This is a genomic window from Streptomyces albipurpureus (assembly GCF_023701525.1).
GTDB classification, from domain to species: Bacteria; Actinomycetota; Actinomycetes; order Streptomycetales; family Streptomycetaceae; genus Streptomyces; species Streptomyces albipurpureus.
Window position 1 is genome coordinate 156,264 of the sequence record NZ_JAMQAW010000003.1, and the last position, 23,764, is coordinate 180,027.

A 23,764-nucleotide genomic window follows, 5' to 3' on the forward strand; every position below is an offset into this window, starting at 1 on the left:
AGGAACATACGCCAGCGGCGACGGCCCGTCCATCGTGAAACCGCAGCTCGCAGTATTCCTTCTCTCGGGACCGTCCTCCTCGACTGGCTCCTCACCTGACCACCCCCGCCCACCGGTTCATGACGGCGGCGAGTCCGGGCCAGACGGTCTGGCCCGGGCACACCATGCCGACTTCGACCACATGGTGCGGCCCGACTGTCGCGCGGGAAAGAGCTGTCGTCGTCCCTGATGGGCTTGCCCGCTACGGCTGACCCGCGGGAACAGGCAGTGCCCGGTGTGAGGGGTGCGGGCCGCCGTCGATACGCAGGTCCGAGCCGCGCGGCCAGCCGGTCTCGGGGACAGCGCCCAGGGCCAGGGCATCGACGGCGGCGCGCGATCTTCCCGCAGCGGCCCGTCGGCATCGCCGGAGAGGCGGTCCCTCTGGCGGGTCCAGACACAGGAAGGGGGCGGCTCTCATGCCCGTGGGGCCGATAGGCCGGTCGCGAGCTTCTCCGGGATGCGGGTGGATCTCGGGCGGGTCGCCTTCCGACCGCCCGACGGAGGGGGCTCGGCCGGTCACCGGGCCGCGAACGCCGCCAGGATTGTCAGTGAGACCGTGCGTGCCGCGTCTTCGGGCTTCAGCCGCCCGGCGTTGATCTCGTCTGCCGCGCCGTGCAACACACTGTGGAGCGTCGCCACCAGCCAGGAGGTCGGCAGGTCCGACCGGAACACCCCCTCGGATTGACCGCGGGCCAGCAGCCGTTCGGCGCGCGCGGCGGGTCCGGCGTGCAAATCCCGGATCCGGGCGCTCGACAACTCCTTCTGTGCGGCGACCAGGAGAGAGCGCGACTGGTGGATCAGTCGCCAACTGGCCGTGATCAGCCGCTCCAGCACCTCGGCGGGGTCTCCGTCGAGTTCGAGCGACCCGAGTACCGCGTCACCCTGTTCGAGCACCCGGGCCATCGCAGCGTCCACAAGATCGGCACGTGAGGCGAAATGCCCGTAGAGCGTCACGCGCCCGACACCGGCCGCCTTCGCGATCTCCGCCAGCGTCGTGTCGGGGCGACGCGCGAAGCTCTCGACCGCGGCGTCCAGGATCGCGTCGATGTTGCGCTGCGCGTCGGCCCGGCGGGCGGGCGCGTGGGGCGGCGGGGCCATGCATCCTCCTTGAACTCAAACACCATTGTTTGAGTTATGCTACCACCCAAGCTAACTCGAACACTGTTGTCTGACTTGGGAGAAGCTGTGACCGATCAACGGATCACGACGGAGCCGGATACGCCCCCTCACGCACGCCGGTGGAAGGCGCTGGCACTGCTCGGTGTCGCACAGTTCATGCTGATCCTCGACGTCACCGTGGTGGCGATCGCGCTCCCGCACATAGGCGCCGACCTCGACCTCTCCCGCTCCGCGCTGACCTGGGTGGTCAGCGCGTACACACTGACGTTCGGCGGCCTGATGCTCCTCGGCGGTCGCGGCGCCGACCTCTTCGGAGCCCGGGGCCTCGTCCTCGCAGGGCTGGCCACCTTCACGGCGGCCTCACTGGTCGTCGGCCTGGCCGACGGCGCCGAAGTGCTGATCGCCGGGCGCGTGGCGCAGGGTGTCGGCGCGGCCATGCTGTCCCCGGCGGCGCTGTCGGTCGTGGTGCGGCTGTTCGAGGGGGAGGAGCGGAACAAGGCGCTGGGCATCTGGTCCGCACTCGGCGGTAGCGGCGCCGCCGCCGGTGTCCTGCTCGGCGGCGTGCTGACCGCAGGGCCCGGCTGGCCCTGGGCGTTCTTCGTGAACGTGCCCGTCGGCCTCGCCATCATGGTGCTGCTGCCCCGGATGCTGCCGCCGCTACCGCGGCCCGAGGGCGTGCGCCCACGACTCGATGCGCCCGGTGCGCTCCTGGTGACCGGCGCGACCGGCGTGGGCATCTACGCGCTGATCAACGCCGGTGACCACGGCTGGGCCGCCCTCAGCACGCTCGTCCTCGCCGCGGCCGCCGTGGTGCTGTACCTGGTCTTCGGGGCATGGCAACGAGTAGCGAAATCACCGCTGATGGACCTCGGCCTGCTGTTCCGCCGCCCGGTGACAGCGGGTACGTTCGTGATCCTCACCGGCACGGCGCTCATGGTGGCGGTCTTCTTCCTCGGCTCCTTCTACCTACAGGAATACAGCGGACATGGCGCGCTGGTGACGGGGCTTCTCTTCCTGCCGGTGGCCCTCGCCACGATGGGCGGCGCCCACACCGCGGGCCGTGTCATCGGCGTCGCCGGTGCCCGCCGGGTGGGGGTGATCGGGATGCTGGTCGCCGCCGCCGGTCTCGTCGTCCCGGTGTTCTGGGCCGGAACACCATCCGTCGTCATCGGCGTCAGTCTGGCGGCGGCCGGGATCGGTTCGCTCTTCGTGGTGGCGTCGGCGACGGCGCTCGGGCAGGTCGAACCGCACCAGGCCGGGCTCGCCTCGGGGATCGTCAGCACCTTCCACGAGTTCGGCGCGTCGATCGGGGCGGCCGTCGTCTCCAGCCTCGCCGCGGTGAGCCTGGCGGGCGGCACAGACGCCGGGTTCGAACGTGCCTTCACCGTCGCGGCCGTCGTCGCGGCCGTCGCGGCTGTCGTGGTCGCCATACTTATCCCCCCGACTCGGACCGCCTCAGCGACCACATCCTGAGGCCGTGCGGTGACCGATGAACCCGGTCGGGCGGCCCACTGGCTTGCCGCTCTGAAGCAGCGGCCTGCCGCGGGCCGCTCATGGCCGGAGGCTGGCCGGTAGAACCGCCCACGATCAGCTACCAGGTCAGAAAGGCTCCGGTACGACCACGACGTATCGCCCACACGCGGCTGCCCGTACACGCGCGCCGGGTACGGCTTCAGACAGTGGGGGCGCAGCGCTGGCAGCGTTTGTCGTTGAGGCCGCCTTTCGGCCCGGTGCGTGTTGTGATCCATGTCCGGGCTTCTGCCGCAGTCATGGCCTCGAATCGGGGGTAGGCGCGGGAGCCCTCGAATTCGTCGTGGTCGCTGTGGGAGTCGACGGTGTGGCTGAAGGAGTTCAGTGCCTGGGTGGGAGGTGTCGCCGGCGGGGCGGGAGCAGTGCTGGGGGCTCTCGCGTCTCACGACGGAGCACGTCGCTGCGCGAATGCCCTGGCGTCCGGCGGCGAACGGGAAGGTCTCCGGCCGTTGAAGGCGCTGCCACCGGTCGTCCCCGCAACGCGGCGTACACCGCCGCTCGCACCCGCTTCACCGCCGCTCGCCCCGCCGAATTCCGCCGAATTCCGCTGAACCCCCACGGACCCTGTCCGGCCCCCACCCACAGCTCTAGGCTGGGAGCGCCGCCGGCCATGGAGGGCATATGCCCCGAACGCACAAGACGCCGAACAACTTGCTGAGTCAGTGGTTAGCGCGATCGGCGCTCTCCAACGCCGAGCTGGCTCGGCCTTTACCCACCCCGCCGCCGTCTGGCGGCTGACATGAGCACCCCATGGCTGCCCCGTCGCCACGCAGTTCGTCGAAGCGGCCACGGGGCGTGCTCTACCTCCGGTCCCGGCAGGTCCGGCCGTTGTCCGCGTAGGGCGACGGCCAAACCGGTAGGACAGTCCCGGCCGCACCCCCATCCGTATGAGCCTGACCCGGGGACCGTTCCGGGTGACGCAACCACAACGGGGACAAGAGCAAGGGCGATGACGACCAGGCCGGGGGCGCCGGCACGGCTGTTGCCGCCGCCTTTGCCCCCATCCTGGGCGCGCATGATGCGCCGGTCGTTGTTGGCATCGCGGTAGGTGTACTGCCGTCGCCGCCGCGTCCGGCCGTTCCTCCGTTCCCGCCGCTGCCCCCGCCGCCCCGGACGTTGTCGGGAACCTGGAAGATGAGGCCGCCGGGCAGGGTGATCTGGACCGGGCCGCCACTGCCGCCACCCGAGAGTCCCGCCGCGAGGTGGCGCAGGCCGGCATCGAAGGAAACGCCCAAGGCGACACCCTCACCGTCGCCGGGAACAACACCAGCACGCTCAACGGCGGCCTCGGCACCTGCTCGGTAGGCTCCGGCACCCTGCCCGTCAACTGCGAAAACTGACCACCACCTCCGCCCCGACGTCAGCCGACACCACGCTCGGGCGGCCAGCCCCGACAGGCCACAGGTTCCCGTCACCACCCCGGCCCGCGGGAAGTAAAACCGCTCCTCCGGGGACTGTGCGGGGGAACCGCACGGCGCGGCGGGACGGTGTCCGAGGGGTGGGGGCGGGCGGGTGCGTACGGTCGCGTGCATGATCCGACGTCTTCCGGGCCCGGGTACGGGTTTTGTGTCCCGGGCCCGGGCTGTGACCGTGGTGCTGCTGCTCGCGCTGCTGGCCGTGCCGGGTGTCCTCGCCCGGCCCGCGTCGGCGGCGGCCGACGTCTACCGGCTCACCCTCTACACCACCAGTCAGGCCCTTGCCGCCACCGACGGCGATGTCCACGCCCGTCTGTTCACCGAGGGCGGCACGCAGGGCGAGTGGGTCCTGTTGGACTCGCCGGGCAACGACTTCGAACGCGGGCAGACCGCGACCTACGAGGTGACCTTCCCCCAGGGGGTGGGGCGGCCGAACCGGCTGGAACTGTATCTCGACTCCACCGACTACTGGATCTTCCAGGTCCCGCGGATCGAGGCCCCGGACGGACGCTTCATCAACTACCCCCTCCCCGTGGAGTCGGCCATCGGGCGGAACATCCCCACACGCGACTGCATCTCAGGGGACTGCCCCACTTACTACCGCGATGAGGTCTCCTCCATCCGCACCCTGGCCCCCTGGCACCGTCCGGGCCCGGACGCGCAGACCTCCTGCACCGTCAACGGCACGGCCAAGGCCCCGCTCCTGGGTACCATCTCCGGCACCCCCGGCGCCGACAGCATCGAGTGCGTCCCCGGCACGGGGAACATCATGGTCGACGGTCTCGGCGGCGACGACACCATCAGTTTCACCGGCGACGAGGAACGGGCCGCGGTCCTTGCCCGGGGCGGTCCCGGCGACGACACCATCAGTTTCACCGGCGACGAGGAACGGGCCGCGGTCCTTGCCCGGGGCGGTCCCGGCGACGACACCATCACCATCACCGACGCCGACGTGTCGAGGGTCGAGGCCGGGGCCGGCGACGACATCGTCACCGTCACCCGAGGCGCCGTGGTGAGCGGGCTCGGCTTGTACGGGGGGCTGGGCGCCGACAGGATCACCGTCACCGGACAGCACGCGGGACCAGCCGTCGTCAACGGCACGGTCAGCGGTGGGGAACTACTGGTCGGGGGGCTCCTCGACGGTGACGACATCATCACCCTCACCGGCGGCACCAGCGACAGCCACACCGCGCGCACCTATGCCGTGGGAGGCAGGTCAACCGTGGACGGCGATGCCGGTGACGACCGGATCCGCGTCCAGGGCGGAAACATCAACGAACCGGGAGAAGCCAACGGCGGCCAGGCCCTGTCGCGGAACGGACAGGACAGCCCGTTCGTCGAGGGCGGTCCCGGCCGCGACACGATCGAGGTCTTTGGCGGACTCAGCAGCGACGGCATCGAACAAGTACCCACCAGCGTCCAATCGTTGGTCCAGGGCGGGGCGGGCGCCGACAGCGTCACCATCGGCTCGGGCCTCGCCGCCCAGAACCCCCGCATCACCGACGGAATCATCACCGGCGACGACGACAGCCTCCTCGCGCTCGGCGCGGGCAACGACACCATCACGGTGAACGCCGTCTACAGCAGAGCCCTCATCAGCGGTGCACCCGGCAACGACATCCTGAAGCTCACCGGAACAAACGCCGGGGCGATGGACGGCGGCCTCGGCACCGACACCTGCTCCGTGGGCTCCGGCACCCCGCCCGACAACTGCGAAAACTGACCACCACCTCCGTCCCGGCAGCAATGGCCACCACGCTCCCGCGGCCACCCCGGAAGGCCACCGGTTCCCCTCACCACCCCGGCCCGCGGGAGTGAAACCGCCCCTCGTCACCCGACAGCCCCGCACCGGCCGCACCGCCGAAGGGCATGCCCAAAGCAGGACATCCCTCGCTGCCTCACCCGCTTCAACGCCCGCGTCGTCCACCGCCAGGAACCCGTCGCTCGTATGCCGAAGGGCGCGGCTGAGGGAGTCGCGGGCGGAGTGTGACTCGGTGCTGTCCCCTGCCGTGCCGACCAGCCGTAGCGGTTCGCCGCCGCCGTCCAGCAGGATTTGGCTCGCGACTGCGCCCAGCCGTAGGAGCCGTCGGGCCCGATACCCGACCTCATAGACACCCTGGTTCCGGATCGCCTTCTCCAGCGTTGCCAGGGTGCACGGCAGGTCGTCCGGATGGATGGTCCGTAGCCAGTTCCCGACCAGCAGCGCACCGTCCGTGGGCTCGATTCCGAACAGGACCGATGTCGCCTCGTCCATCGCCAGCTCACCGGTTCGGACGTTCCATTCCCACGCACCGACCGGGACCTCGCTCAGCGCGTCCCGTAGCCGGCTGTCCCTTGGCTCCGCCCGCGGGGGCCGGACCGGCGGTGGCGCCCTCGTTCCTCCGCTGCTCGGCCCAGACGGCCATGGTCCGCAGAAGATCCCACTGCTCAGGTGCCGGTTCGCGGCGGTCACCCATCAGAATGGTGAGGGCACCGACCGCACGCCCCCGGCTGAAGAGCGGTGTCGTGGCCATCCCGGTGATGGGCCACGGTCCGGCGGGTTCGGTCGGCATCCACCCACCGCGGCGCAGGCGTATCGCGCGGGCGGGCGCCATCGGACCATCGGGGTCGACGATGTCCCAGCTCCTGGTGAGAGCATGTGTCAGCCCGGCCGACGAGACCAGCCGCAGTGCGGTCATGGGACCGCCCAAATGCACAGCTCCGCCCCAGCCGCCAAGCTCCGCAACCGCATGCTGGACGGCCAGCTGTAGCGCCTCACTCTCCGTGATGTCCTCATCGACGGAAGCGAGCAAAGCGAGCCGCGCTCATGGGTCTGTACGTTTCTCTGTCCAGGCGAGCCCCGGAAACCCGAGAGGTGAACTCGACTTGGGTGGGGCCGGGCTCTGGGCGGGGCAGGTGGCGCGGGTGAGGGGGCCGCCGGCTCTCTGCGGCCGCTTCCCGTGCAGCTGATCGCGGTGGGCGCGATGGATCCTCTACAACTCCTTTACCCATTTATGGGAGAGTGGCCCCTTCTACACGCGGGGCCATGGCGGTCACAGCCACTGACGGGGTGGGTGGACACCGCTTCCCCTCCGGCTGATGAGTGTGTGGTGTGGCGATGGCCTGCGGATGGCTTGCACGGTGAGGTGGTAGAGAGGTTCGCGGTGGGGGACAGGGCTGAGTGTCACGGCGTCCTGGGGCGGCGGTGAGAGGGACATCTACGGGGTGAGGGCGAACGTAGCGGCCAGCTGCCGTAGCTCCTGGACCGCGATCCTGGCGACGCCGGGTCCTCGGAGAGCCGGTAAAGAGGGGCAGACAGCAAGTGAGGTCCGAATGGGCGGACGTTGGGGTGGCGCAGGAACGGCCCGTACCCGGGTCGTCTGGCGCGCCGGTCGACGCCCGAGCATGTCCATGAGACCGCCCCAACACAGCGGGGACGCCGGGCGGAAGTCACCGCGGCCTCGCTGCCTGCGCTCGGCCTTCGCAGCGCTGGCCGCCGCTCTCTTCTTCTGTCTCAGCACGGTGGTGGACCATCAGATCCCGCAACCCGTGCACGAGGCGACAGCCGGCTCGATCGCTATGGATGTGCGGTCGGCTTCGGTGCAGACGCCCCTGGGGGGACGCCCGAGCGGTGAAGCCTATCGCGGGCCGCAGACCCATTACCGGGCGGTCGTCACGGCGCAGGCTCAGGCGCAGCTTTCGCAACAGTCGCCGGCGACGGCTGTGCGGAACGCCCACTCAACGACGATCGTGTTAACCGCCAACACCATCGCTCCCGATCTCCATGTCCTTCAGGTGCTACGGACCTAGACGGATGCCTGGGCAGGATCGCCTGCCCCCTCGCACCGGCCGCTCGACCCGTTGGGAGTCGTGAGCGCGGTCCGGTCTGTCTTCGCATCCCCGCGCACCGCCACTTCAGTGTGGCCGAGACAAGGAACAGCTATGGGTACGGGAGCCGACATGAGTGGCGATCGCATCGAAGTACTTCACCCGGCAGAGCTGACGGCGGAAGCCCTCAGTGCCTGGCGCGAGCTGCGCGCCACCGCCGGCTCACCGGACAATCCCTTTATGGCGCCGGAGTTCACCCGCGCCGTCGGGCTCGTCCGGCCGGGCACCAGGGTCGCCGTCCAGTACCAAGGCGGCGAGGAAGCCGGGTTCTTCCCCTTCGAACGAGGGCTATGGGGCCGTGGCCGCGCGGTCGGGATGGGCGTCTCCGACTGCCAGGGGGCGATCCTGCGACCCGGTCTGGAGCTGGACCCACAGCGCCTGCTACGCGCCTGCTCCCTGTCCGTCTGGGAGTTCGACAACCTTGAAACGGGCCAGAACGCCTTCATCGCCCCCGGAGCGGACGGGTTCGCTGCGCCGGTCATCGATGTCGCCGACGGCTACGCCCACTACGAAGGGCTGCTGCGCGAGCGTTCCCGGAGGTTCCTGAAGTCGACGCTGGTGCAAGCGCGCCGTATGGACCGCCAGGTCGGTCCGCTGAGATTCGTCTTCGACGAACGGGACCCGGCCGTGCTGGAGACCCTGATGGCTTGGAAGTCCGCCCAGTACCGCCGTACCGGACGCCGGGACCGGTTCGCGCAGGAGTGGATCACACACCTCATACGCACCCTCGCCGACACCGAAGCCCCCGACTGCTCGGGCGTACTGTCGGTGCTCTACGCCGCCGACCTCCCTGTCGCCGCGCACTTCGGCCTCCGTTCGCGCACTGTCCTGTCCTGGTGGTTTCCCGCCTACGATGTGCGCTTCGCCAAGTTCTCGCCAGGCCTGGTGTTCCAGCTACGCATGGTCGAGGCCGCTGCCGCCGCGGGCATCGGACTCATTGACCTCGGCCGGGGAGAAGCGCGCTAGAAGGACTCCCTCAAGACCCGGGAGCTGACGGTCTACGAGGGTGCCCTGACGCGCCCTGGGGCCGGTGCCGCTCTGCACCGGCTGAGCCGGGAGCCGGTGCGCGCCGCGCATCGCTTCGTCACGGACCGTCCCCGGCTCGCGTCCTTTGCCGCCCGGACTCTGAAGACCGTGGGCCATATACGGCATCGCTGACGTGCCGGTCTGGGGCGAGCTCGTCCAGTTCGAAGGAGTGGTCCGCGCCAGGATCGGGCCGGGGCCTGCGGGGTCACGGGCCGGTGGTCCACACCGTGGGCGCGTTCGTGCAGGAGTCGGTCTTGGGCGCGTCCCAGGACGCGCTGGAGCGTACCGACGGGGGTGGCGGCGACCGCGCCGATCGTATGGAGCCCGTATCGCGTCAGGAGTCGGGCGGCCGTAGCCACTGCGGCAGTCTCCTGTGATCGGCCCGGCATGTGCTCAACCCGCCGACTGAAGTGCTCAGCCACAGTGATCGAGGAGGAGTGCCTCATCTGGCCGTTGAGCGAAATGGCCGGTTGAGTATCAGTGTTTCCCCTGGTCAGCGAGCTGGAAACTGGGGCCCACGGCAGCTGGTCACTCCGCTCAGGCCCCCCACCTACGTTGAGGTCGGCGAGCACCGAAGAAGAGGGGCTGTCAAGGCGTCGTCCGTGTCTCCGGCGACGGCCTCCTGCGCGAGACCGACGTGGCATGACCGGGCGCCTCGTGAAACCGGGCCGTGGCCTGGTCAGTCACCGTCCAGTCGCTGGAAGACCTCGGGGAAATCGCCGGCCTCGATCAGCCGGCGATCACACCCGTCATGATGCCGATGCCGATGCCGGGATCCTGGACGATCAAGCCGTCCGAGATCCGGAAGCAGCGACCTCCCATAGCCTCGCCGGTCCCTGCCCACTTCCCCATCAAGCTTTCGACCTCGACGACCGTGAAGACGGTCGCACTGCACCGCGATCCGTCCTTCAGATCCACCAAGACGTCGACGTTGCACACCGAGTCCGAGTCCAGTTCGCCGTCCTGACCAGGCAGGAAGGACGCCTCGACAGCACCTGCGTGGACTCGGTACCAGGGCCCGTCCCAGCCTCGCTCAACCGATCCGGGCGATGCGCCACGACTCATCACGCGAGGGTGCCCCGACCGGCCCGACGATCACAACGAAGGATCCGCGACGTAGCGACGAGCGACGCTGGGTGCGTGGCTGCGTACGCGAGTGGGGAGCTGGACGTACGCCGCAACCCCCACCGTAGATTCCGGCTGCAAGCACGTCTTTCTCGCACCGGGGACAGGGGGGCAGTCGATGGTGTGGCGAGATGAACCGGTCCTTCCCTCAACCGCATGCGCAGGCTCACGCACCGCTTCGTCACAGACTTGCTCGTCCTGCTCGTCCTGCTCGTCTCGTTCGGCGAGGTCTTCGGGGGCGTGGAGCGGTCGATGGGCTCGCCAGCGGGTATCAGTCGGCCCACCGATTCACGATGGGCCAGGAGACCTGGAAACGCGCGGCAACCTCGCCGATCGGCCACCCCTCGTCGACGACGAGCTGAGCGACCTTGAGCCGATGGCGTGGTGTGACTGCTGCGTTCGCGTGGGACACGTGGCTCTTCAAGCAAGTGGGACCAGCCGACCTCCGGGCCGGCCCCACTGATGATCGTTGCCGGGTGGTGGATATGGGCTATACGGGGGTCGAGGGCATGGCAGCACCGTCGACGGTGATGACCGGTTCGTGGTGCACGGGGAAGTTGACCGAGCGGGCGATGAAGCACTTCGCGGGCACGTCGGCGTGTACCCGCAGAGCGGCCTCGTGGTCGCTGTCGGCGGTGATGGTGACGCGCGGTCGCAGCGTCACAGACTCGAACTGGCCGCCCCCCGCGTCGTCCTGGCACATGACGCCGTGGGCGCGATCTTCATAGGCCGTGACGACGACCCCGGCCGCGGCGGCGAGGTTGAGGTACCACAGCATGTGGCACTGCGACAGTGCCGCCACCTGGAGTTGCTCCGGGTTCCACCGTGTGGGGTCCCCGCGGAAGGCTGGATCCGCGGTGCCCAGGATGGTGGGAGCCGCCTGGGCGTGGACCTCGTGTTCGCGGCCGTAGGCCGTGTACCCGGTCGTTCCCGTTCCGTGGTTGCCGGTCCAGACGACGCTGACGTCGTACTCGTGCGTCTTGCCGCTCATGCGTGGGTCACCGTTTCGTCGATGTCGTTCAGGGAGATGCTTCGTGTGTGATCGACGTGGGCTGACACAGCGCGGCGCGCCTGATCCGGTCGCCCGCTGGTGATCGCTTGCAGAATGGCTTCGTGCTCGCGGTGGACGTCGTTCACTCGGGGCGTGGTGGTCAACCCGGCCCGGGTGGCGATGGTGATCTGGTCCCACACCGCTGTCAGCAACGCGTTGATCTGACTGTTGCCAGCCAGTGCCGCGAGGGCCAGGTGGAACCTGCGGTTCTCCTCTGCTCCTGCCAGCGCGCCCGCCACCCGAGTCGCCTGGTCGCAGGAGGCGGCAAGGCGTTCCACCTCACGCAACCGTGCGGGCAACAGCAGCCCAGCGCACTGGGCTGCTGCCGCTTCCTGCGCGGCAAAGCTCTCCAGCGCACAACGCGTCTCGAACGCCTCCGCGAGCTCCCGAGTACCCGGCACCCTGGCCCGCACGCCGCGGCCCTGGCTGACGACCAGGCGTTGTGCATCCAAAACCCGCAGCGCCTCTCTTACGGGGGTGCGACTCACGCCCAACCGCTCGGCAAGCGACGCCTCGGAGACCTTGACGTCGCCGCGCAGCTCGCCCGTGCGGATCAAGCCCAGCAAGCCGTCGTATGCATCCATAGAGCGATTATTGCATGCATTGACTGAATCGACGTCCCCGGTCAGCTCTTTCTACAGGCCTGGGGCTATGAGGGTGCACCAAGGCCGCTCAGTGTGCCGTCGTAGGACAGGACGATCAGCTGGCCCGCCGCGATCCCGATTCCCTTGATCGCCGGAAGCGTCGCCACACATACTGGCCTGCGGGGACGGTCGGGACGCACCACGAAAACCTGTCCCCGGTCGTCGGCGAGTACCAGCCGGCCATCAGCGCTGCGCCGGGTCCGGCTCGCGTACACAGCTCCCATATCCGACGCCTCGAACCGCACGTCCGCCCGCACTCGTGCCCGGGCCAAGTCCACGATGAGCCAACCGTGTTCGTCGCCGATATGGAGATGCCCAGCCTGGTCAAGGGTGCCCGTCAGCCGTGACTCGCGAGGTAGCACGACGGTGCCGGCTGGACGGCCGGTATCCACATGGAACCCGACCAGCCGATTGTGGATCGGGTCGTCGAACCACAGCACACCGGCGACCACCGCGATTGCGCTCGACGGGGGCAGTATCGATCCCCGCCGCTGCCACCGCACCTCACCAGTGCGCACATCCAGCGATATCAGCTCACTGGACGTCGGGCCCTCGACGCCGACCACAGAGTCACCCACCAGCATGTCCGGGCACAGATCGACCGCGGCACACCACAAGGTCTGCCCAGTGGCCTCCTCAACCACCTCAGTCGCCGGCTCAATGGTGTCGGACACCAGCAACAGACCGCCCGGCAGCCCCACCACTCCCACACCCTCCGGATGGCGACCGCTGCGCCACCCTGGCACGGGCGCCCGATCGGGGCTGACCCGATACACGGTGCCCCAGTCGTCGATCACCATCAACTGCCCGCCGTACGCGGTGCCGGCGATGTGAACCGTTGGCACCGGCCACCTACGGACGTCCGCTCCCATGTCGGGCGGGTTGGTTCCGAAGGACAGCATGCCGTGTTTGGGGAATGTCAGGATGGCCACTCCCGACACCGTATGCAGCCGTGCGGTGAGGACGTCGAAGTCGGCTAACGACCGTTGCCATTTCACCGTGAGCGAGGTGTCGAGAGGTTGGTCGACTACCACCCGCCCCATGTCGTCAGCGGGAGCCGCGATCACATCGGTCTGCATGAGCGCATTCTAGGATCCTGGGTGTCCAGGGGGGGGCGAAAACGAACCGAGGAGACGAAACCTGTCACAAGTGGTTGAGCCAGGCGCACCGCTCATGTGCGGGCCTGCGACGAGTCGTCTGAGCGGGCGCGTTGGTGGCTGATGATTGCCGCCATCCGTTCCGCTTTCTCGGTACGGTCCGCGCCGGCCACGGTCAGCGGCAGGTCGTGCAGGTGACGGTTGCCGCCACGCGCTGGCCCATCTCGCCGACGACGCGCCCACCCCTCACCGACGACACGGGCTCGGAACCCCCTGGGACGGCAGGGACACACACGACGCCACGCCGCTGAAGCTGAGTCTCCCCGATGGGGCGGAATGGGTGCACACCGCCGTGGACACTCGTACCGTCCCCGAACCCCGCACGGTGGACGGAGAACGAACGACCCACACCTGTACCGAAGGACGCGTCCGGGGCACCGTGCACGGCGATATCGACCAGACCGCACAGGTATGGAAGGCATGGTTCTCCGAAAACTCCAACACGCTGACCCGGGTAACTGTCCCCGCGGCCACCAAATGACCCGCCGGTCCTTCTGCACATAAACCTCGGACACCCTCGGCTCCCCTTACTCCCCATGCGGTGATCCCCAACTCGGCGTCCCAACGGCCCGTCCTCGTCGGCTTCGACCAGGCCCGTTGTCGACGTCACCCGTCGGGTGTGCGCATGAAAGCCATGCCCCGGGGCACTCGGGAGCGGTGGGCTCATATCGCGCGCCCGCTCTAGGGGAGGACATCGTGACCTTGTCGCAGATACTCAGGCGCGGCCGGACCGCCAGGTCCACGGCTCGGTCCGCGGAGAAAGAGACCCTGACGGCCGCGGGGCGAGCGGGGTTCATCGCCCGTGGCGTCGTGTACGTACTGATCGGCATGCTGTCCATCCGGATCGCCGTCGGGAGCGGCGGCCAGGCGGACCGGCAGGGCGCACTGCACGAGATAGCCGTTCAGCCCTTCGGGAAAACCATGCTGTGGGCGTTGGTTGTTGGCTTCGCCGCCATGGCGCTGTGGCGCGGCTCCCGCGCCGTGCTCACCAGAGGCCGTCAGCACAAGGCGGGTTCACGGGTGGTGGACGGCGGCCGGGCGATCTTCTACGCCGCCGTCTGCTGGGGCACGGCCAAGTACGCCGCTGGGGACGGCCAGAGCAACGGCAACGCACAGTCGCAGGACTGGACGGCGTCGGCACTCAAACTGCCCTACGGTCAGGAGCTGGTGGGTGCTGGGGGTTGCATTCTGATCGGCATCGGCACGGTATTGGCCGTCAAGGCAGCCATGCGCCGGTTCCTACGGGATCTTGACACCGGCGCTATGAGTCGCCGTACGAAGCAGGTCGTCACCGCCCTGGGCGTGGGCGGAGGCGTGGCACGTGGCATGGTGTTTGCCGCGGCCGGGATCTTCATCCTGGTGGCAGCCATCCGCTTCGACCCGCAAGAGGCCAAGGGCATGGACGCGACGCTCCGTAGCTTTACCCAGACGCCGGCTGGACCATGGCTTCTGGTTGCCGTGGCGATCGGTCTGATTCTCTTCGGTGTCTTCTCCTTCGCCTCCGCTCGCTGGCGCCGCCTATGACCGGAAGCGGACCGCGCGGGCACGTCACCGGGTGAACGGCACCCATGAGGCGTCCGGATCGGGCCAGGCCGGCGAGCCCCCACACCGGCGCACCGTTCACCAGACCGGGCCTCAGACCTGGGACGAGGCAAGGCATCTCCAGCGCAGCCGCCATCTCTTCCAGACAAGTGGTCAGCGACTCGAACTCAGGCCAACGCTCGGCGTACCTGCTCCAAGTAGCAGAGCAGTCCGGTCTCGCCATCCACCCACCGCTCGCCCGGTGAGCGCCCTGAAGAGCCTGGCCCATTCCGCCCTTCGCCGAGCTTGCCCGTGATCTCGTGGACCCCGACCCTGCGGGGGTCGAGCGGACCGGGTGCCCGCATGAACACTCCCCACATCAGCAACGGGCATCCAGAAGACCACTTCGTCGGGCGTACCAGGTGAAGAAGGCCTGCGGGCAATGTGCGAAGGGGCGACCGTCCGGAAACAGACCATCCCGGACGGCCACGCGCGTGCGATGTCTGACCCAGGCCCGTTGTGCAATGACGCCCACCGGTGCGGGTACATGCCCACGCCCCGCTCGGTCAGGCGTACCTGGTACAGAGCTTCGCGATCAGGCCCCCGGGGCCCGTGACTGCCCGGCCGGCCCCAGGTCACGTGGCTGGTGATCCAGTACGGTCTGCGAGACCGTCTGCCGCTCGGTCCCGTCGCGGATCTGATGTCCGCTCAGCCGCCTTCACACGGCTGGCCAAGAGTGTCTCGCCGCCGCACGACGGCCACTTCGCGCACCAGTTGTTCACCCGCCTTGAGTGTGACCTGGAACACCGCCCGACATCCTCGTGAGTCCGGCCCGCCACCGGCCTCGGCCGAAGGTTCTCCTGCGCCGACGGCGACAACTGCTGTTCTTCCCCGAGCAGTTCACTCCTTCACGAATGGATCAACGATCCAGAAAGCCCACTCTTTCGATCGAACGGCAATTCAGCATGTACTAGATGAGATCAGATCCCACTCTTACAAATGCACTACATGGGGTGAATGAGTCGATATCGTGTTCGTCGCAGGAGCCGATGGCGTGGGCTCCTTTGCGTACTAGCCGACGTGGCTCTCCATGGAATGAAAGGGATAGGCGTGGGAATAGCGAGCAGGGTACTGGGACGATCGACACGGGTTTCGCGTGTGGTGACGATGGGTCTCCTCGCGTTCGTCGTGCTCTTTGCGTCGGGAACGGCCGCGGCGTCCGCTGGCGTTGCCGTGTCTCCGCAGGAGGGCAGCACGGTGTACATCGGTGACCGGGAGGGGTACAGCGGTACTGGGGTCTTCCCCATCTACGCGCACGCACCGGCGAACCCCGACGAGCCGGGTGAGCCGGAGCTCTGGGCGTACTGCATTGAGCACGACGTGGACGCACTGACGGATGTCAAGGGCACGGTGGGCGACCTCGGGAGCTATCTCGGAACCAACCGCTTCACCGATCCGACGGTCCAGAGCAAGGTCCTCTGGGTACTCGCGCACAGCTATCCCGCCTTGAGCCTCGAAGAGTTCGGAACCGCGGCAGGAGCGCCCGGGATCGCACGCAACGACGCGATCGAGGCGACGCAGTACGCGATCTGGCGGTACACCGATCTCGACTACGACGCGCCCTGGGCATGGGAGACCACCGACTCGGAAACCGCCTACCGCTACCTCCTCGCCGGTGCGAACGCGGGCACCGGGATGACACCGGCGGAAGCCGCGACCACGATCTCGATCTCCGCGCCGAGCACCCCGCAAGACGCCGGAACCATCGTCGGCCCGTTCGTCGTGACGACCAATCAAGCCACGGTCAGCGTCTCCGTCGACCCCGCGGCAGCGCTGACCGATGCGAAGGGGGCCGCTCTCGACCCGAACTCCGTTGTCGACGGCCAGGCCCTGTACCTCGATCTCCGAGGCACGAACCGGTCCGGAACCGCAACGATCACCGCGACGGCCGCAGGTTCGGCGGTCACCGGCCGCGTCGTCTCGGTTCCCACCACGCCCGGAGACACGCCCACCGCAGCGGACCACGCTCAGTCGATCATCCTCGTGGCGCCGAGCGACGCCACGACGAGTGCCAAGGCCGTCGCGCGGTGGAACACCGGCGAGGGCAACAGCACCAGCGGCGGGAACGGCACCGGCGGTAGCAACGGCACCGGCGGCAGCGGGGGCAACGGCGGCAGCGGGGGCAACGGCACCGGCGGTAACAACAGCAGCAGCACCGGCGGCAGCAGCACCGGCGGTGGGGACAACAGCACCAGTGGTGGGGGCAACAGCACCGGTGGGGACGCGACGGCTTCCCCCACCGTTGGGGTGACTCCGTCCGCCAACCCGAGCGTGTCGGTCTCTCCCACGCCCGGCGGCCCGCTGGCCGAGACCGGCAGCAGCGGCACTGGTGTGATCGCGGGTATCGCCGCCGCGCTCGCGGTGGTCGGTGGTGGCGTTCTGTTCACCGTCCGTCGTCGGCGTTCCGCCCGGCACTGACCCAGCCCTGCAGGCCCGCCGCTTCGCACTGCGCGAGGCGGCGGGCCTGTCGCATATGCGGGACCGACCGGTCAGCCGCTGTCGCGCAGGAACGGCACCGGTCCCGTCCCGATGACTGGAGCCGCTGCCGGACGCGATGGACGCCGACACTGCCAACCGCGAGCGGTCCATCGCCCGCAAGGCGATCGGCTGGTGTCAGCCTGGACCGCATCGGTGTCTTCCTCGTTCGAGCAGTGGCTGGAGTCCAAGCTCGACTGCCGCGCCACCAAAATCGGCCGTGATGTCGGGTACTGGGCCCGGCTGCTGCACGACGGTGGTCCCCGTTCCCGGGACGTTGCGGCAGTCTGGAACTACCTCAACCGGATCCGACCCGTGCTGCTGGAGTGGTCGAACCGCTACGACCACCTGCGTGAAGTCACCCGCGACGACGTGCTCGCCTCGCGGAGAGACGGGACAACCTCGTCGACCGCGTCACCGAGGCGGAGAAGGAGGGCTGGCTCGGAGAGATCGAGGGCCTCCGTGCCAGCCTCGCCGACGGCGCCCAGTCCAAACTCGACCAGATCGACACCACACCATCAGCGGGCCAGTGAGCCTTGGCCTGCCCCCGCGGCACAGGGACCAACGGCGAAGCCCCACCACTGTTGCACGGCAGTGGGGCAGTCGGGCGGACTAGGGCTCGCGCACGGCGACCGCCGTGAAGGGCGTAGGTCAGACGTGCCCGAAGAACAGGCCGCCCGGCGCGTCCGGGTCGTTGGACAGGAAGTGCTCGCGCACCGCACGGATGAACTCGTGGCGCGAGATTGCGCCGTCTCCGTCGGTGTCCAGCTTGTTGAAGATGCCCATCGCGTCGGAGGCGTCGACCTTCCACACGTCCCTCAGGAAGCGGGTGAACTCATCCTTGCTGATCTCGTTGTCGCCGTCGTTGTCGATGATGTCGAAGATCGCATGGCCACCGCCCTCGGTCACGTTGAGCCGGCTTGTATCGACGGTCGCGAGACGGTTGGCCGTGATGAACTCGTCCTTCGTCAGCCGGTCCTCCGCCACACCCGAGTGGCGCAGCAACTCCAGCCAGTAGATCTGGCAAAAGGACTGGAGCGCTCTGGCCCGGCGGTCGCCCTTGTCGAGCCGATAGGCCTGGATGTAACGATCGGCGAGCTTCTGATAGTCCGTCCAGTCCACGTAGCCGTCGTGGTTGGCATCCAGGGTGTCGAAGGTGCGCTCAAGCTTGGTGGTGATGATGTCCTGTGCCGCAGCGGTCATAGCCGAGTCCTTCCATGATCTTGTCTCGGGCCGCTCAGCTTGGAGCACATCGATGGGAAAGGAGCCTCGAACGCTCCACAGAGCACTCTATCCAGTGATCGCTTTTTCGCCATGGCGCCCATCAGCCGCAGTCCTTCGGGCCACTCTGGCCGGCCGCCCGCACAAGTGCGGCTCGTTTTCATGACCCGCGCCCACCCACTCACTCTGGTGAGAGAAGTGACCAGGCCGAAAAGAGATGGCGTCGGCGGCCAGGACGACACCGCGTACGACGCCCATCTCGATCAGGTCGGCCCGGCGGAGTCTGCCACGCCGTTCAAGTCCATCCAGGCTCTGACGTCCCTTCCGCTGCATCCCGACCGAGGGCGGCGGCAAGCTCGAACGGACGCCCCAATAGCGCTGGTTGGCCCCGGAGCGTGATGGCTCGCCCCGCACCTCCTGTTCGAGCGTGGTTCGTTGGTACGGAGCGTCGGGGGTTCCTTCCCTGGCGGGGTGGAATCCGCCTTCGGTCGTCGACCTCTTGTCGAAGGTATCGATAGTCGATAGATTTGTATCGTTATTCGATTGAGGGAGAGATGGTGGGAAAGCTCACGGTGCTTGCGCTGCGTGCCGTCCTGGCGGCGCTGTTCGCCGGCTCGGTGTTCGTTCAGACGGTGCTGGTGCCCCTGCTCGCCGTCGATCTGGAGGAGCTCGAATCGGACCTTGAACACGTGCGCATCGCTGCGCTGGTGATCACCGTTGCGGGGGGCGTCACCGTCCAAGTGTTCCTGGTCTGCGTATGGCGACTGGTGACCATGGTGCGACGCGGCACTGTGTTCTCTCATGCGGCCTTCCGCTATGTCCATGGGGTGATCGGTGCTTTTGTGGCCGCCTCCCTGCTGGTGGCCGCGCTCGGGTCTATCCTGGTGCCGGGCGAGGGGGTCGCCCCGGGGGTTGTCCTTTTGGCGGGTGGGGTCGCCTTGGCGCTCCAGGGCATCGCGCTCATCGTGCTCGTACTGCGGATACTCCTTGCCCAAGCCGTCGAGCGTGATGCCGAGGCCGCCGAACTGCGGGCCGAACTGGCCGAGGTGATCTGATGGCGATCGCGGTCGATATCGATGTGATGCTGGCTCAGCGGAAGCTGTCCGTGGGCGAGCTCGCTGAACGCGTGGGAATCACGCCCGCCAATCTGGCGGTGCTGAAGAACGGCCGGGCCAAGGCTGTGCGCTTCACGACCCTTGCGGCACTCTGTGAGGTGCTCGAATGCCAGCCGGGTGACTCGCTGCGCCGGGAAGCGGATGCCCCTGTGGTTGGGTGACCCTCCGCCGAGCGCCGCCCCCACCGCATCCATCACGGGGAATTTCCAACGCCCTGCGCCGACTGCGCCGGAGTCGAGGAGTCGGCTCTGGACGCCGCGCGCAGATGGCCGACCTCCAGGAAGAACAAAGCTGAGGGACGGCGGTGACCAGAGACCTCCGAGCCGGGAACGCCCGCACCCACCCCGGACGCGTCGGCTCCCACACCCCAGGACGCACCGGCGGCAACCAACCACTCACCCGCCTCTACCGCGACCAAACCAAACACACCGCCAACCGCAACGCCTCTGTCACAACGTGCAGGCCCGGCTTCAGAACCAGCTCGCGGTTAGCCTGGCGGCAGCGTCCATACAGGCCACAGCACTTTGTGAAGCCGGGCTGGTCGTCTCTCAACGCGAAGGCAAAGCCGTGTGGCACCGGTGCACACCTCTGGGACTGGATCTCCTGGCACAGCGCGGAGTGTGAGCGAGGGCACGACCAGTACATCCGACAGCCGAGGAACTGACGGTGGGAAAGCGGAAGGCGAAACCCGTCGGGCCGACGTACTGCTCGTGTGACGTTCGGAGACAGAGCGCACAAGCCTACGACGCAGGGCGGAAGGGAGCCTGTGGCCCGCGCGGAGAGGCCCTCGTCACACCGGGAGCCCTGTGAACAGGTCGTCCTCCCATGTGTCGCTGTCCCCGTCGACGAACCAGCTCGGTCGGGGGCCGTCGACCGGGCGTACGGCTGTGAGCAGGCGGCCGTCGAGGAATGTATCGAGCCAATCGCCCGTCAGGGTCGCCTGGGCGGCTGGAGCCCTCGCGTCGGGGGCCGTCATGCATGTCTGACCCTTCCGACGGAGCACTGCGTCTGCCGCAGGCGCCGTGTGCGGTTGAAGCCTCAGCCGGATCTGCCGAGGGCCCCTAGAAACCGCCCATGGTTCCCGGGGCCTTCGGGTTGGGGTGGGCGTGTACGAGGTGGCGGCAGTACGTCGGCGCCGATCTGTGTCGAGACAGGCGAAGGCCCCCTGGAAGGCGCCTTCCAGGGACCCTGACGATGATCAGTTCGTAGCCAACCAGGAGGTCGTCGGCGGCGAGAAGCCAGATGTCGGAGTCGGCCCCGGTGTGAGCGAGGGACCCCTCGGAGGGTCGGATGCTGGGCGTGTCCGTCGGGGGATCGGCGGGGCGGAGGCGGATCGGGTCGGTGTCGGGGTGACCGGCGGGGTCGTCAAAGGGATGGTGGGCGGCTGGATGGGCCCGCCCTGCTTGGTGTTGGTGAAGGTGGCGGCGCTCTTCACCGCTACGGAAGCGGTCTTTCTCAGGAATGCCTCACCCGCCTGCGGATTTGGCCAATCACGGAATCCCGTTATTCGAGGGCATCATCGCGTAAATTCAATAGGCTTCCTTCGTATTTCCTTCGGGGCGGCCAGATGGGGTGATGCGGGTCACCCCATGCGGGGAGTGAGGTGCCCGAGAACGGGCAATGGCCCGGTGTTCTTTTGTGGCATCGGCAGGTCGCTTCCGCGCTTTTGACCTGCGGGGATGATGTTTTCCGCTGGTCTCACGAGTGGGTGACGGTCGGTCACGTCGAGGAGTGCGTGACCGGGGTGGCCATCTGACCTGACGGGGCTGGGTGACGTCATAGGAGCGGTTTCGTTGGAGGCTTCGCCGGGCCTTGAGTACGGGTACGCGCCAGAGCTTGGCGGTGGGGGAGGGCGGGCTGTGAAGGCCGCTCCCGTGTGCGTTGTTGGGACCGCCCGGAGGGGTCGCCATAGGAAATGCCTGGGAAGTTTAGGCAAGGTGCCTCATCTAGTGACGATGTGATGCCCTGAGTGGGCCGCACACCCGCCAGACCGTTGGTCGTCCGGCGTTGGCTGCGGTCGCCGGTATCCGTCCTCCGCGCGGTTCGAAGCCGCCGGGGTGCCGGTCTGTGCGGCGATGGAGGAGGAGGGGTGCGGTGCCGGGAGCCGGCACGCTCCGGGGGTTGGTTCCCGCGTTCGTACGGTGGGTGACGTGCTGTCATGCGACACGGAGAGTAGCTGAATTGGCGCACCGTGTGGAGTTCTCGGGCTGCGGGGCGGGGCCCGGGAGGCGCGGGAATTGCGGTATTCGAGCCGACCGGAACGGGTGTGCTGGGGATCACTAGGGCGGGTGTCGATCCCTCATTCGGTACGGAGAGTAGGTGAATTGACGCACCGTGTGGCATTTCCCGCAGAAATCTGACGCGATGAAAAGAAGAACGTCGATCATATACCCCCTGGGGGTATATTGGGGATTGATGGCTTGCATAGTTGGTGACATGGCAAGGAAAAGAGTGATGAGAACAGGTTTTTCCGCTTTTACTGGTGCTGTCCTCGCAGCGCTGCTCGGCGTCGGCGCCAGTACGGCATACGCGGCCCCGCTACCCGGCGGGCTTGGGCCCTGTCTGGGATCGTCGTGCCCCGGCTCGTACGAGGACCCCCACAACGGTCCCGTCCCCGGGCGTGACGAGAACATCAACATCTTCGTCGGCGGTGACTACCGCGTCGGCGGGTCTGCTGCGGAGGCCGAGGGCAAGATCGTCACCCTTGGCGACTTCTCGATGAACAAGACCTCTGGCTCCAGCGTCTACAACGCCGGCATCGTGGGGGTCGGTTCGCGGGTGTCACCGCCCAACGGCACTGACTTCCTCACAGTCGGTGGAGACATCACCGTCGCCAACGGGCAGCGGCTACTCACCGAGGAAGGCCAGACTTCTGGCGTCGTCAAGTACGGCGGGAAGCTCAGCGGCACGGTCATTCCCGCGCCGGTGCACGACCCCGGCGCGGCTGGGCCCTACCGGGGGGTGCGGGCCCAGTTGACCACCGCGAGCAGGTGCTACGCCTACGTCGAGGGCAAGACACGACCGGCGACCGGGACCGCGGTCAACCAGGGGTACCAGACCCTCTTCCGCGGCGACGGTGCCTCGAAGCTTCAGGTCTTCAACGTCGACTTCAATCCCACCTCGGCGACCGGCGGCGATCAGGGTATCGCCTTCGAGGGCATTCCCGACGGCGCGACCGTACTGGTCAACATGCTCGGCGACCAGCGAACCATCAGCTCCTACATCGGTCACGACCTCAAGCCCGCCGGTATCCGGGAGCGACTCCTGTGGAACTTTCCCGACGCCACCTCGGTCACCTTCAAGGGTGGCGCGCAGTTCCAGGGGTCCGTCCTGGTCGGCGCGCAGAACAGCACGACGAACGTAGCGGTGCCAGGGATGAACGGCCGTTTCTACAGTGCCGGTTCGCTGAACCACACCGCCTCCTCCGGCTCGGAACTCCACGGCTACCCCTTCACCGGAGACCTGCCCTCCTGCGACACCGCTCAGCCGCCGACCAAACCCACCCCGACCCCTACGGAACCGACCACCGGACCAACTGACGAACCCGCTCCCTCGGAGTCGTCCAACGGGCCTACCGAGCCGACCACCGGACCGACAGACGAACCCGCTCCCTCGGAGTCGTCCAACGGGCCTACTGAGCCGACCACCGGACCGACAGACAATCCCAGTCCCGCAGAGTCACCCGATGGAACCCCAGGTGGGGGCCCAGACGGGGGCCCAGATGGGGGAGAGGCCAAGCGTGACGACGGACAACTCGCCATCACCGGCGCGCTCGGAAGCCCCTGGGTGATCGGCGCGGCCGCACTCGCCCTCGCCAGCGGCATGGTGTTGATCGTCTTCGTCAGAAGGCGCGGTAGCAACTGATCCAGACCACGCCCAACCGGCGTTCCGGGCGCGCCTCCGGTTACGGTGGTCGGGGCGTTGGGAATCGACCGACAGCTCATGTGTAAACCGCGTCCAGGGCTTGCGCTTCAGGTCCGGCATGCCCTTCAGGGCCATGGACCTGGTCGTTGTCGAACGGGTAGGCATGAACAGTGCAGACGCGATGTCCATGAGTGCGAGGCACAGGTTGGTGATCAGGCAGACCGGTGCAATCGTCGTCGACGGGGCAGGGCGGCAAGGCGTTGGAGTCGAAGCCGCCTGCTCCGTCACATCACTTCATTGCATACGACAGGGCGAGCCACGGCTGTCCCCGCCCCTGGACAGACTCCCCGAGCGCTGAGCGACACCGCCGACGGAACCATACGGCACGTCAACAAGCCCAATGTGATCTTCCACGACAACGGAGCGGGTGCGCGCAGGGGGTTGCTCCACGTACCGCGTATCACTCGCAGTTCCGCGAGGGCACTCCGGTCCCTGTGGAGCGTGTGAAGCCGAGCACGATTCTGATGGAGAACGA

At 68.0% G+C, this 23,764-nt stretch carries 17 protein-coding genes and 4 pseudogenes; 10 read left to right on the top strand and 11 right to left on the bottom strand.

The annotated features are described in order from the left end of the window. Positions 1-555: 555 nt before the first annotated feature. The gene (locus NBG84_RS04075; protein WP_250917858.1) at positions 556-1,137 is read right to left on the bottom strand and encodes a TetR/AcrR family transcriptional regulator; all 582 of its coding nucleotides are present in this window, start codon (positions 1,135-1,137) and stop codon (positions 556-558) included. Between the two features lie 87 nt (positions 1,138-1,224). Between NBG84_RS04075 and NBG84_RS04080 the strand changes: the two genes are divergently transcribed. The 3 genes from NBG84_RS04080 to NBG84_RS04090 all read left to right on the top strand — a co-directional run bounded on the left by NBG84_RS04080 (position 1,225) and on the right by NBG84_RS04090 (position 5,826). Further along, complete coding sequence (locus tag NBG84_RS04080) at positions 1,225-2,631, top strand: MFS transporter (RefSeq protein ID WP_308312001.1); 1,407 nt, start codon at positions 1,225-1,227, stop codon at positions 2,629-2,631. A 1,259-nt stretch (positions 2,632-3,890) separates the two neighbouring features. Then, entirely contained in the window at positions 3,891-4,028 is a 138-nt protein-coding gene (locus tag NBG84_RS04085) for a hypothetical protein (RefSeq protein ID WP_250917859.1), read from the top strand. Between the two features lie 190 nt (positions 4,029-4,218). Continuing rightward, positions 4,219-5,826, top strand: coding sequence for a PLAT/LH2 domain-containing protein (locus NBG84_RS04090; protein ID WP_250917860.1), 1,608 nt, complete (start codon positions 4,219-4,221; stop codon positions 5,824-5,826). Positions 5,827-6,198: 372 nt separating this feature from the next. Here NBG84_RS04090 and NBG84_RS41465 read toward each other — a convergent pair. After that, a pseudogene (locus NBG84_RS41465) lies at positions 6,199-6,357 on the bottom strand (PAS domain-containing protein); the annotation flags it as partial. A gap of 7 nt (positions 6,358-6,364) precedes the next feature. Further along, entirely contained in the window at positions 6,365-6,895 is a 531-nt protein-coding gene (locus tag NBG84_RS04095) for a hypothetical protein (RefSeq protein WP_250917861.1), read from the bottom strand. Positions 6,896-8,042: 1,147 nt separating this feature from the next. Here NBG84_RS04095 and NBG84_RS04100 point away from each other — a divergent pair. Further along, positions 8,043-9,128, top strand: a pseudogene (locus NBG84_RS04100) (GNAT family N-acetyltransferase). Positions 9,129-9,675: 547 nt separating this feature from the next. Here the strand turns inward: NBG84_RS04100 and NBG84_RS04105 are convergent. The 5 genes and pseudogenes from NBG84_RS04105 to NBG84_RS04125 all read right to left on the bottom strand — a co-directional run bounded on the left by NBG84_RS04105 (position 9,676) and on the right by NBG84_RS04125 (position 12,895). Continuing rightward, positions 9,676-10,061, bottom strand: a pseudogene (locus NBG84_RS04105) (hypothetical protein). Between the two features lie 56 nt (positions 10,062-10,117). Further along, positions 10,118-10,533 (bottom strand): annotated as a pseudogene (locus NBG84_RS04110) (transposase family protein); the annotation flags it as partial. Positions 10,534-10,611: 78 nt separating this feature from the next. Continuing rightward, positions 10,612-11,112, bottom strand: a complete 501-nt coding sequence (locus NBG84_RS04115; RefSeq protein WP_250917862.1) for an OsmC family protein — start codon at positions 11,110-11,112, stop codon at positions 10,612-10,614. Next, complete coding sequence (locus NBG84_RS04120; RefSeq protein WP_250917863.1) at positions 11,109-11,756, bottom strand: GntR family transcriptional regulator; 648 nt, start codon at positions 11,754-11,756, stop codon at positions 11,109-11,111. Before NBG84_RS04120 ends, NBG84_RS04115 begins: the two co-directional genes overlap by 4 nt. Before the next feature lie 65 nt (positions 11,757-11,821). Next, the gene (locus tag NBG84_RS04125; RefSeq protein WP_250917864.1) at positions 11,822-12,895 is read right to left on the bottom strand and encodes an outer membrane protein assembly factor BamB family protein; all 1,074 of its coding nucleotides are present in this window, start codon (positions 12,893-12,895) and stop codon (positions 11,822-11,824) included. Between the two features lie 358 nt (positions 12,896-13,253). On the opposite strand from NBG84_RS04125, the gene NBG84_RS04130 reads away from it, so the two are divergent. Together NBG84_RS04130 and NBG84_RS04135 are read left to right on the top strand one after the other, a co-directional pair. Next, positions 13,254-13,454, top strand: a complete 201-nt coding sequence (locus NBG84_RS04130) for a hypothetical protein (RefSeq protein WP_250917865.1) — start codon at positions 13,254-13,256, stop codon at positions 13,452-13,454. A gap of 215 nt (positions 13,455-13,669) precedes the next feature. After that, positions 13,670-14,497, top strand: a complete 828-nt coding sequence (locus NBG84_RS04135; RefSeq protein WP_250917866.1) for a DUF1206 domain-containing protein — start codon at positions 13,670-13,672, stop codon at positions 14,495-14,497. A gap of 185 nt (positions 14,498-14,682) precedes the next feature. Here the strand turns inward: NBG84_RS04135 and NBG84_RS04140 are convergent, their stop codons facing one another. Then, positions 14,683-14,859 carry a hypothetical protein gene (locus tag NBG84_RS04140; protein WP_250917867.1) on the bottom strand — a complete coding sequence of 59 codons (177 nt, stop codon included), beginning with the start codon at positions 14,857-14,859 and terminating at the stop codon, positions 14,683-14,685. 802 nt (positions 14,860-15,661) lie between these two features. On the opposite strand from NBG84_RS04140, the gene NBG84_RS04145 reads away from it, so the two are divergent. Further along, positions 15,662-16,972: a Cys-Gln thioester bond-forming surface protein gene (locus NBG84_RS04145; protein ID WP_250917868.1), complete on the top strand. Its 1,311-nt coding sequence runs from the start codon at positions 15,662-15,664 to the stop codon at positions 16,970-16,972. 708 nt (positions 16,973-17,680) lie between these two features. On the opposite strand, the gene NBG84_RS04150 is transcribed toward NBG84_RS04145, so the two are convergent. After that, the gene (locus NBG84_RS04150) at positions 17,681-18,232 is read right to left on the bottom strand and encodes an EF-hand domain-containing protein (protein ID WP_250917869.1); all 552 of its coding nucleotides are present in this window, start codon (positions 18,230-18,232) and stop codon (positions 17,681-17,683) included. 575 nt (positions 18,233-18,807) lie between these two features. Here NBG84_RS04150 and NBG84_RS04155 point away from each other — a divergent pair. After that, positions 18,808-19,305, top strand: coding sequence for a DUF2975 domain-containing protein (locus NBG84_RS04155; protein WP_250917870.1), 498 nt, complete (start codon positions 18,808-18,810; stop codon positions 19,303-19,305). Next, on the top strand, positions 19,305-19,526 hold the full coding sequence (locus tag NBG84_RS04160; RefSeq protein ID WP_250917871.1) for a helix-turn-helix domain-containing protein: 222 nt from the start codon (positions 19,305-19,307) through the stop codon (positions 19,524-19,526). Before NBG84_RS04155 ends, NBG84_RS04160 begins: the two co-directional genes overlap by 1 nt. A 629-nt stretch (positions 19,527-20,155) precedes the next feature. Here the strand turns inward: NBG84_RS04160 and NBG84_RS04165 are convergent. After that, positions 20,156-20,341: a hypothetical protein gene (locus tag NBG84_RS04165; RefSeq protein ID WP_250917872.1), complete on the bottom strand. Its 186-nt coding sequence runs from the start codon at positions 20,339-20,341 to the stop codon at positions 20,156-20,158. Positions 20,342-21,819: 1,478 nt separating this feature from the next. Between NBG84_RS04165 and NBG84_RS04170 the strand changes: the two genes are divergently transcribed. Further along, positions 21,820-23,229: a choice-of-anchor A family protein gene (locus NBG84_RS04170; RefSeq protein WP_250917873.1), complete on the top strand. Its 1,410-nt coding sequence runs from the start codon at positions 21,820-21,822 to the stop codon at positions 23,227-23,229. Positions 23,230-23,764: the final 535 nt, after the last annotated feature.

Excerpts from the sequence above, each read along its gene's own strand:
- NBG84_RS04125 (WP_250917864.1), bottom strand. The coding sequence starts at position 12,895 with ATGCAGACCGATGTGATCGCGGCTCCCGCTGACGACATGGGGCGGGTG.
- NBG84_RS04160 (WP_250917871.1), top strand. The coding sequence starts at position 19,305 with ATGGCGATCGCGGTCGATATCGATGTGATGCTGGCTCAGCGGAAGCTG.
- NBG84_RS04090 (WP_250917860.1), top strand. The coding sequence starts at position 4,219 with ATGATCCGACGTCTTCCGGGCCCGGGTACGGGTTTTGTGTCCCGGGCC.
- NBG84_RS04150 (WP_250917869.1), bottom strand. The coding sequence starts at position 18,232 with ATGACCGCTGCGGCACAGGACATCATCACCACCAAGCTTGAGCGCACC.
- NBG84_RS04140 (WP_250917867.1), bottom strand. The coding sequence starts at position 14,859 with ATGCGGGCACCCGGTCCGCTCGACCCCCGCAGGGTCGGGGTCCACGAG.
- NBG84_RS04145 (WP_250917868.1), top strand. The coding sequence starts at position 15,662 with ATGGGTCTCCTCGCGTTCGTCGTGCTCTTTGCGTCGGGAACGGCCGCG.
- NBG84_RS04075 (WP_250917858.1), bottom strand. The coding sequence starts at position 1,137 with ATGGCCCCGCCGCCCCACGCGCCCGCCCGCCGGGCCGACGCGCAGCGC.
- NBG84_RS04120 (WP_250917863.1), bottom strand. The coding sequence starts at position 11,756 with ATGGATGCATACGACGGCTTGCTGGGCTTGATCCGCACGGGCGAGCTG.
- NBG84_RS04170 (WP_250917873.1), top strand. The coding sequence starts at position 21,820 with ATGAGAACAGGTTTTTCCGCTTTTACTGGTGCTGTCCTCGCAGCGCTG.
- NBG84_RS04165 (WP_250917872.1), bottom strand. The coding sequence starts at position 20,341 with ATGACGGCCCCCGACGCGAGGGCTCCAGCCGCCCAGGCGACCCTGACG.
- NBG84_RS04115 (WP_250917862.1), bottom strand. The coding sequence starts at position 11,112 with ATGAGCGGCAAGACGCACGAGTACGACGTCAGCGTCGTCTGGACCGGC.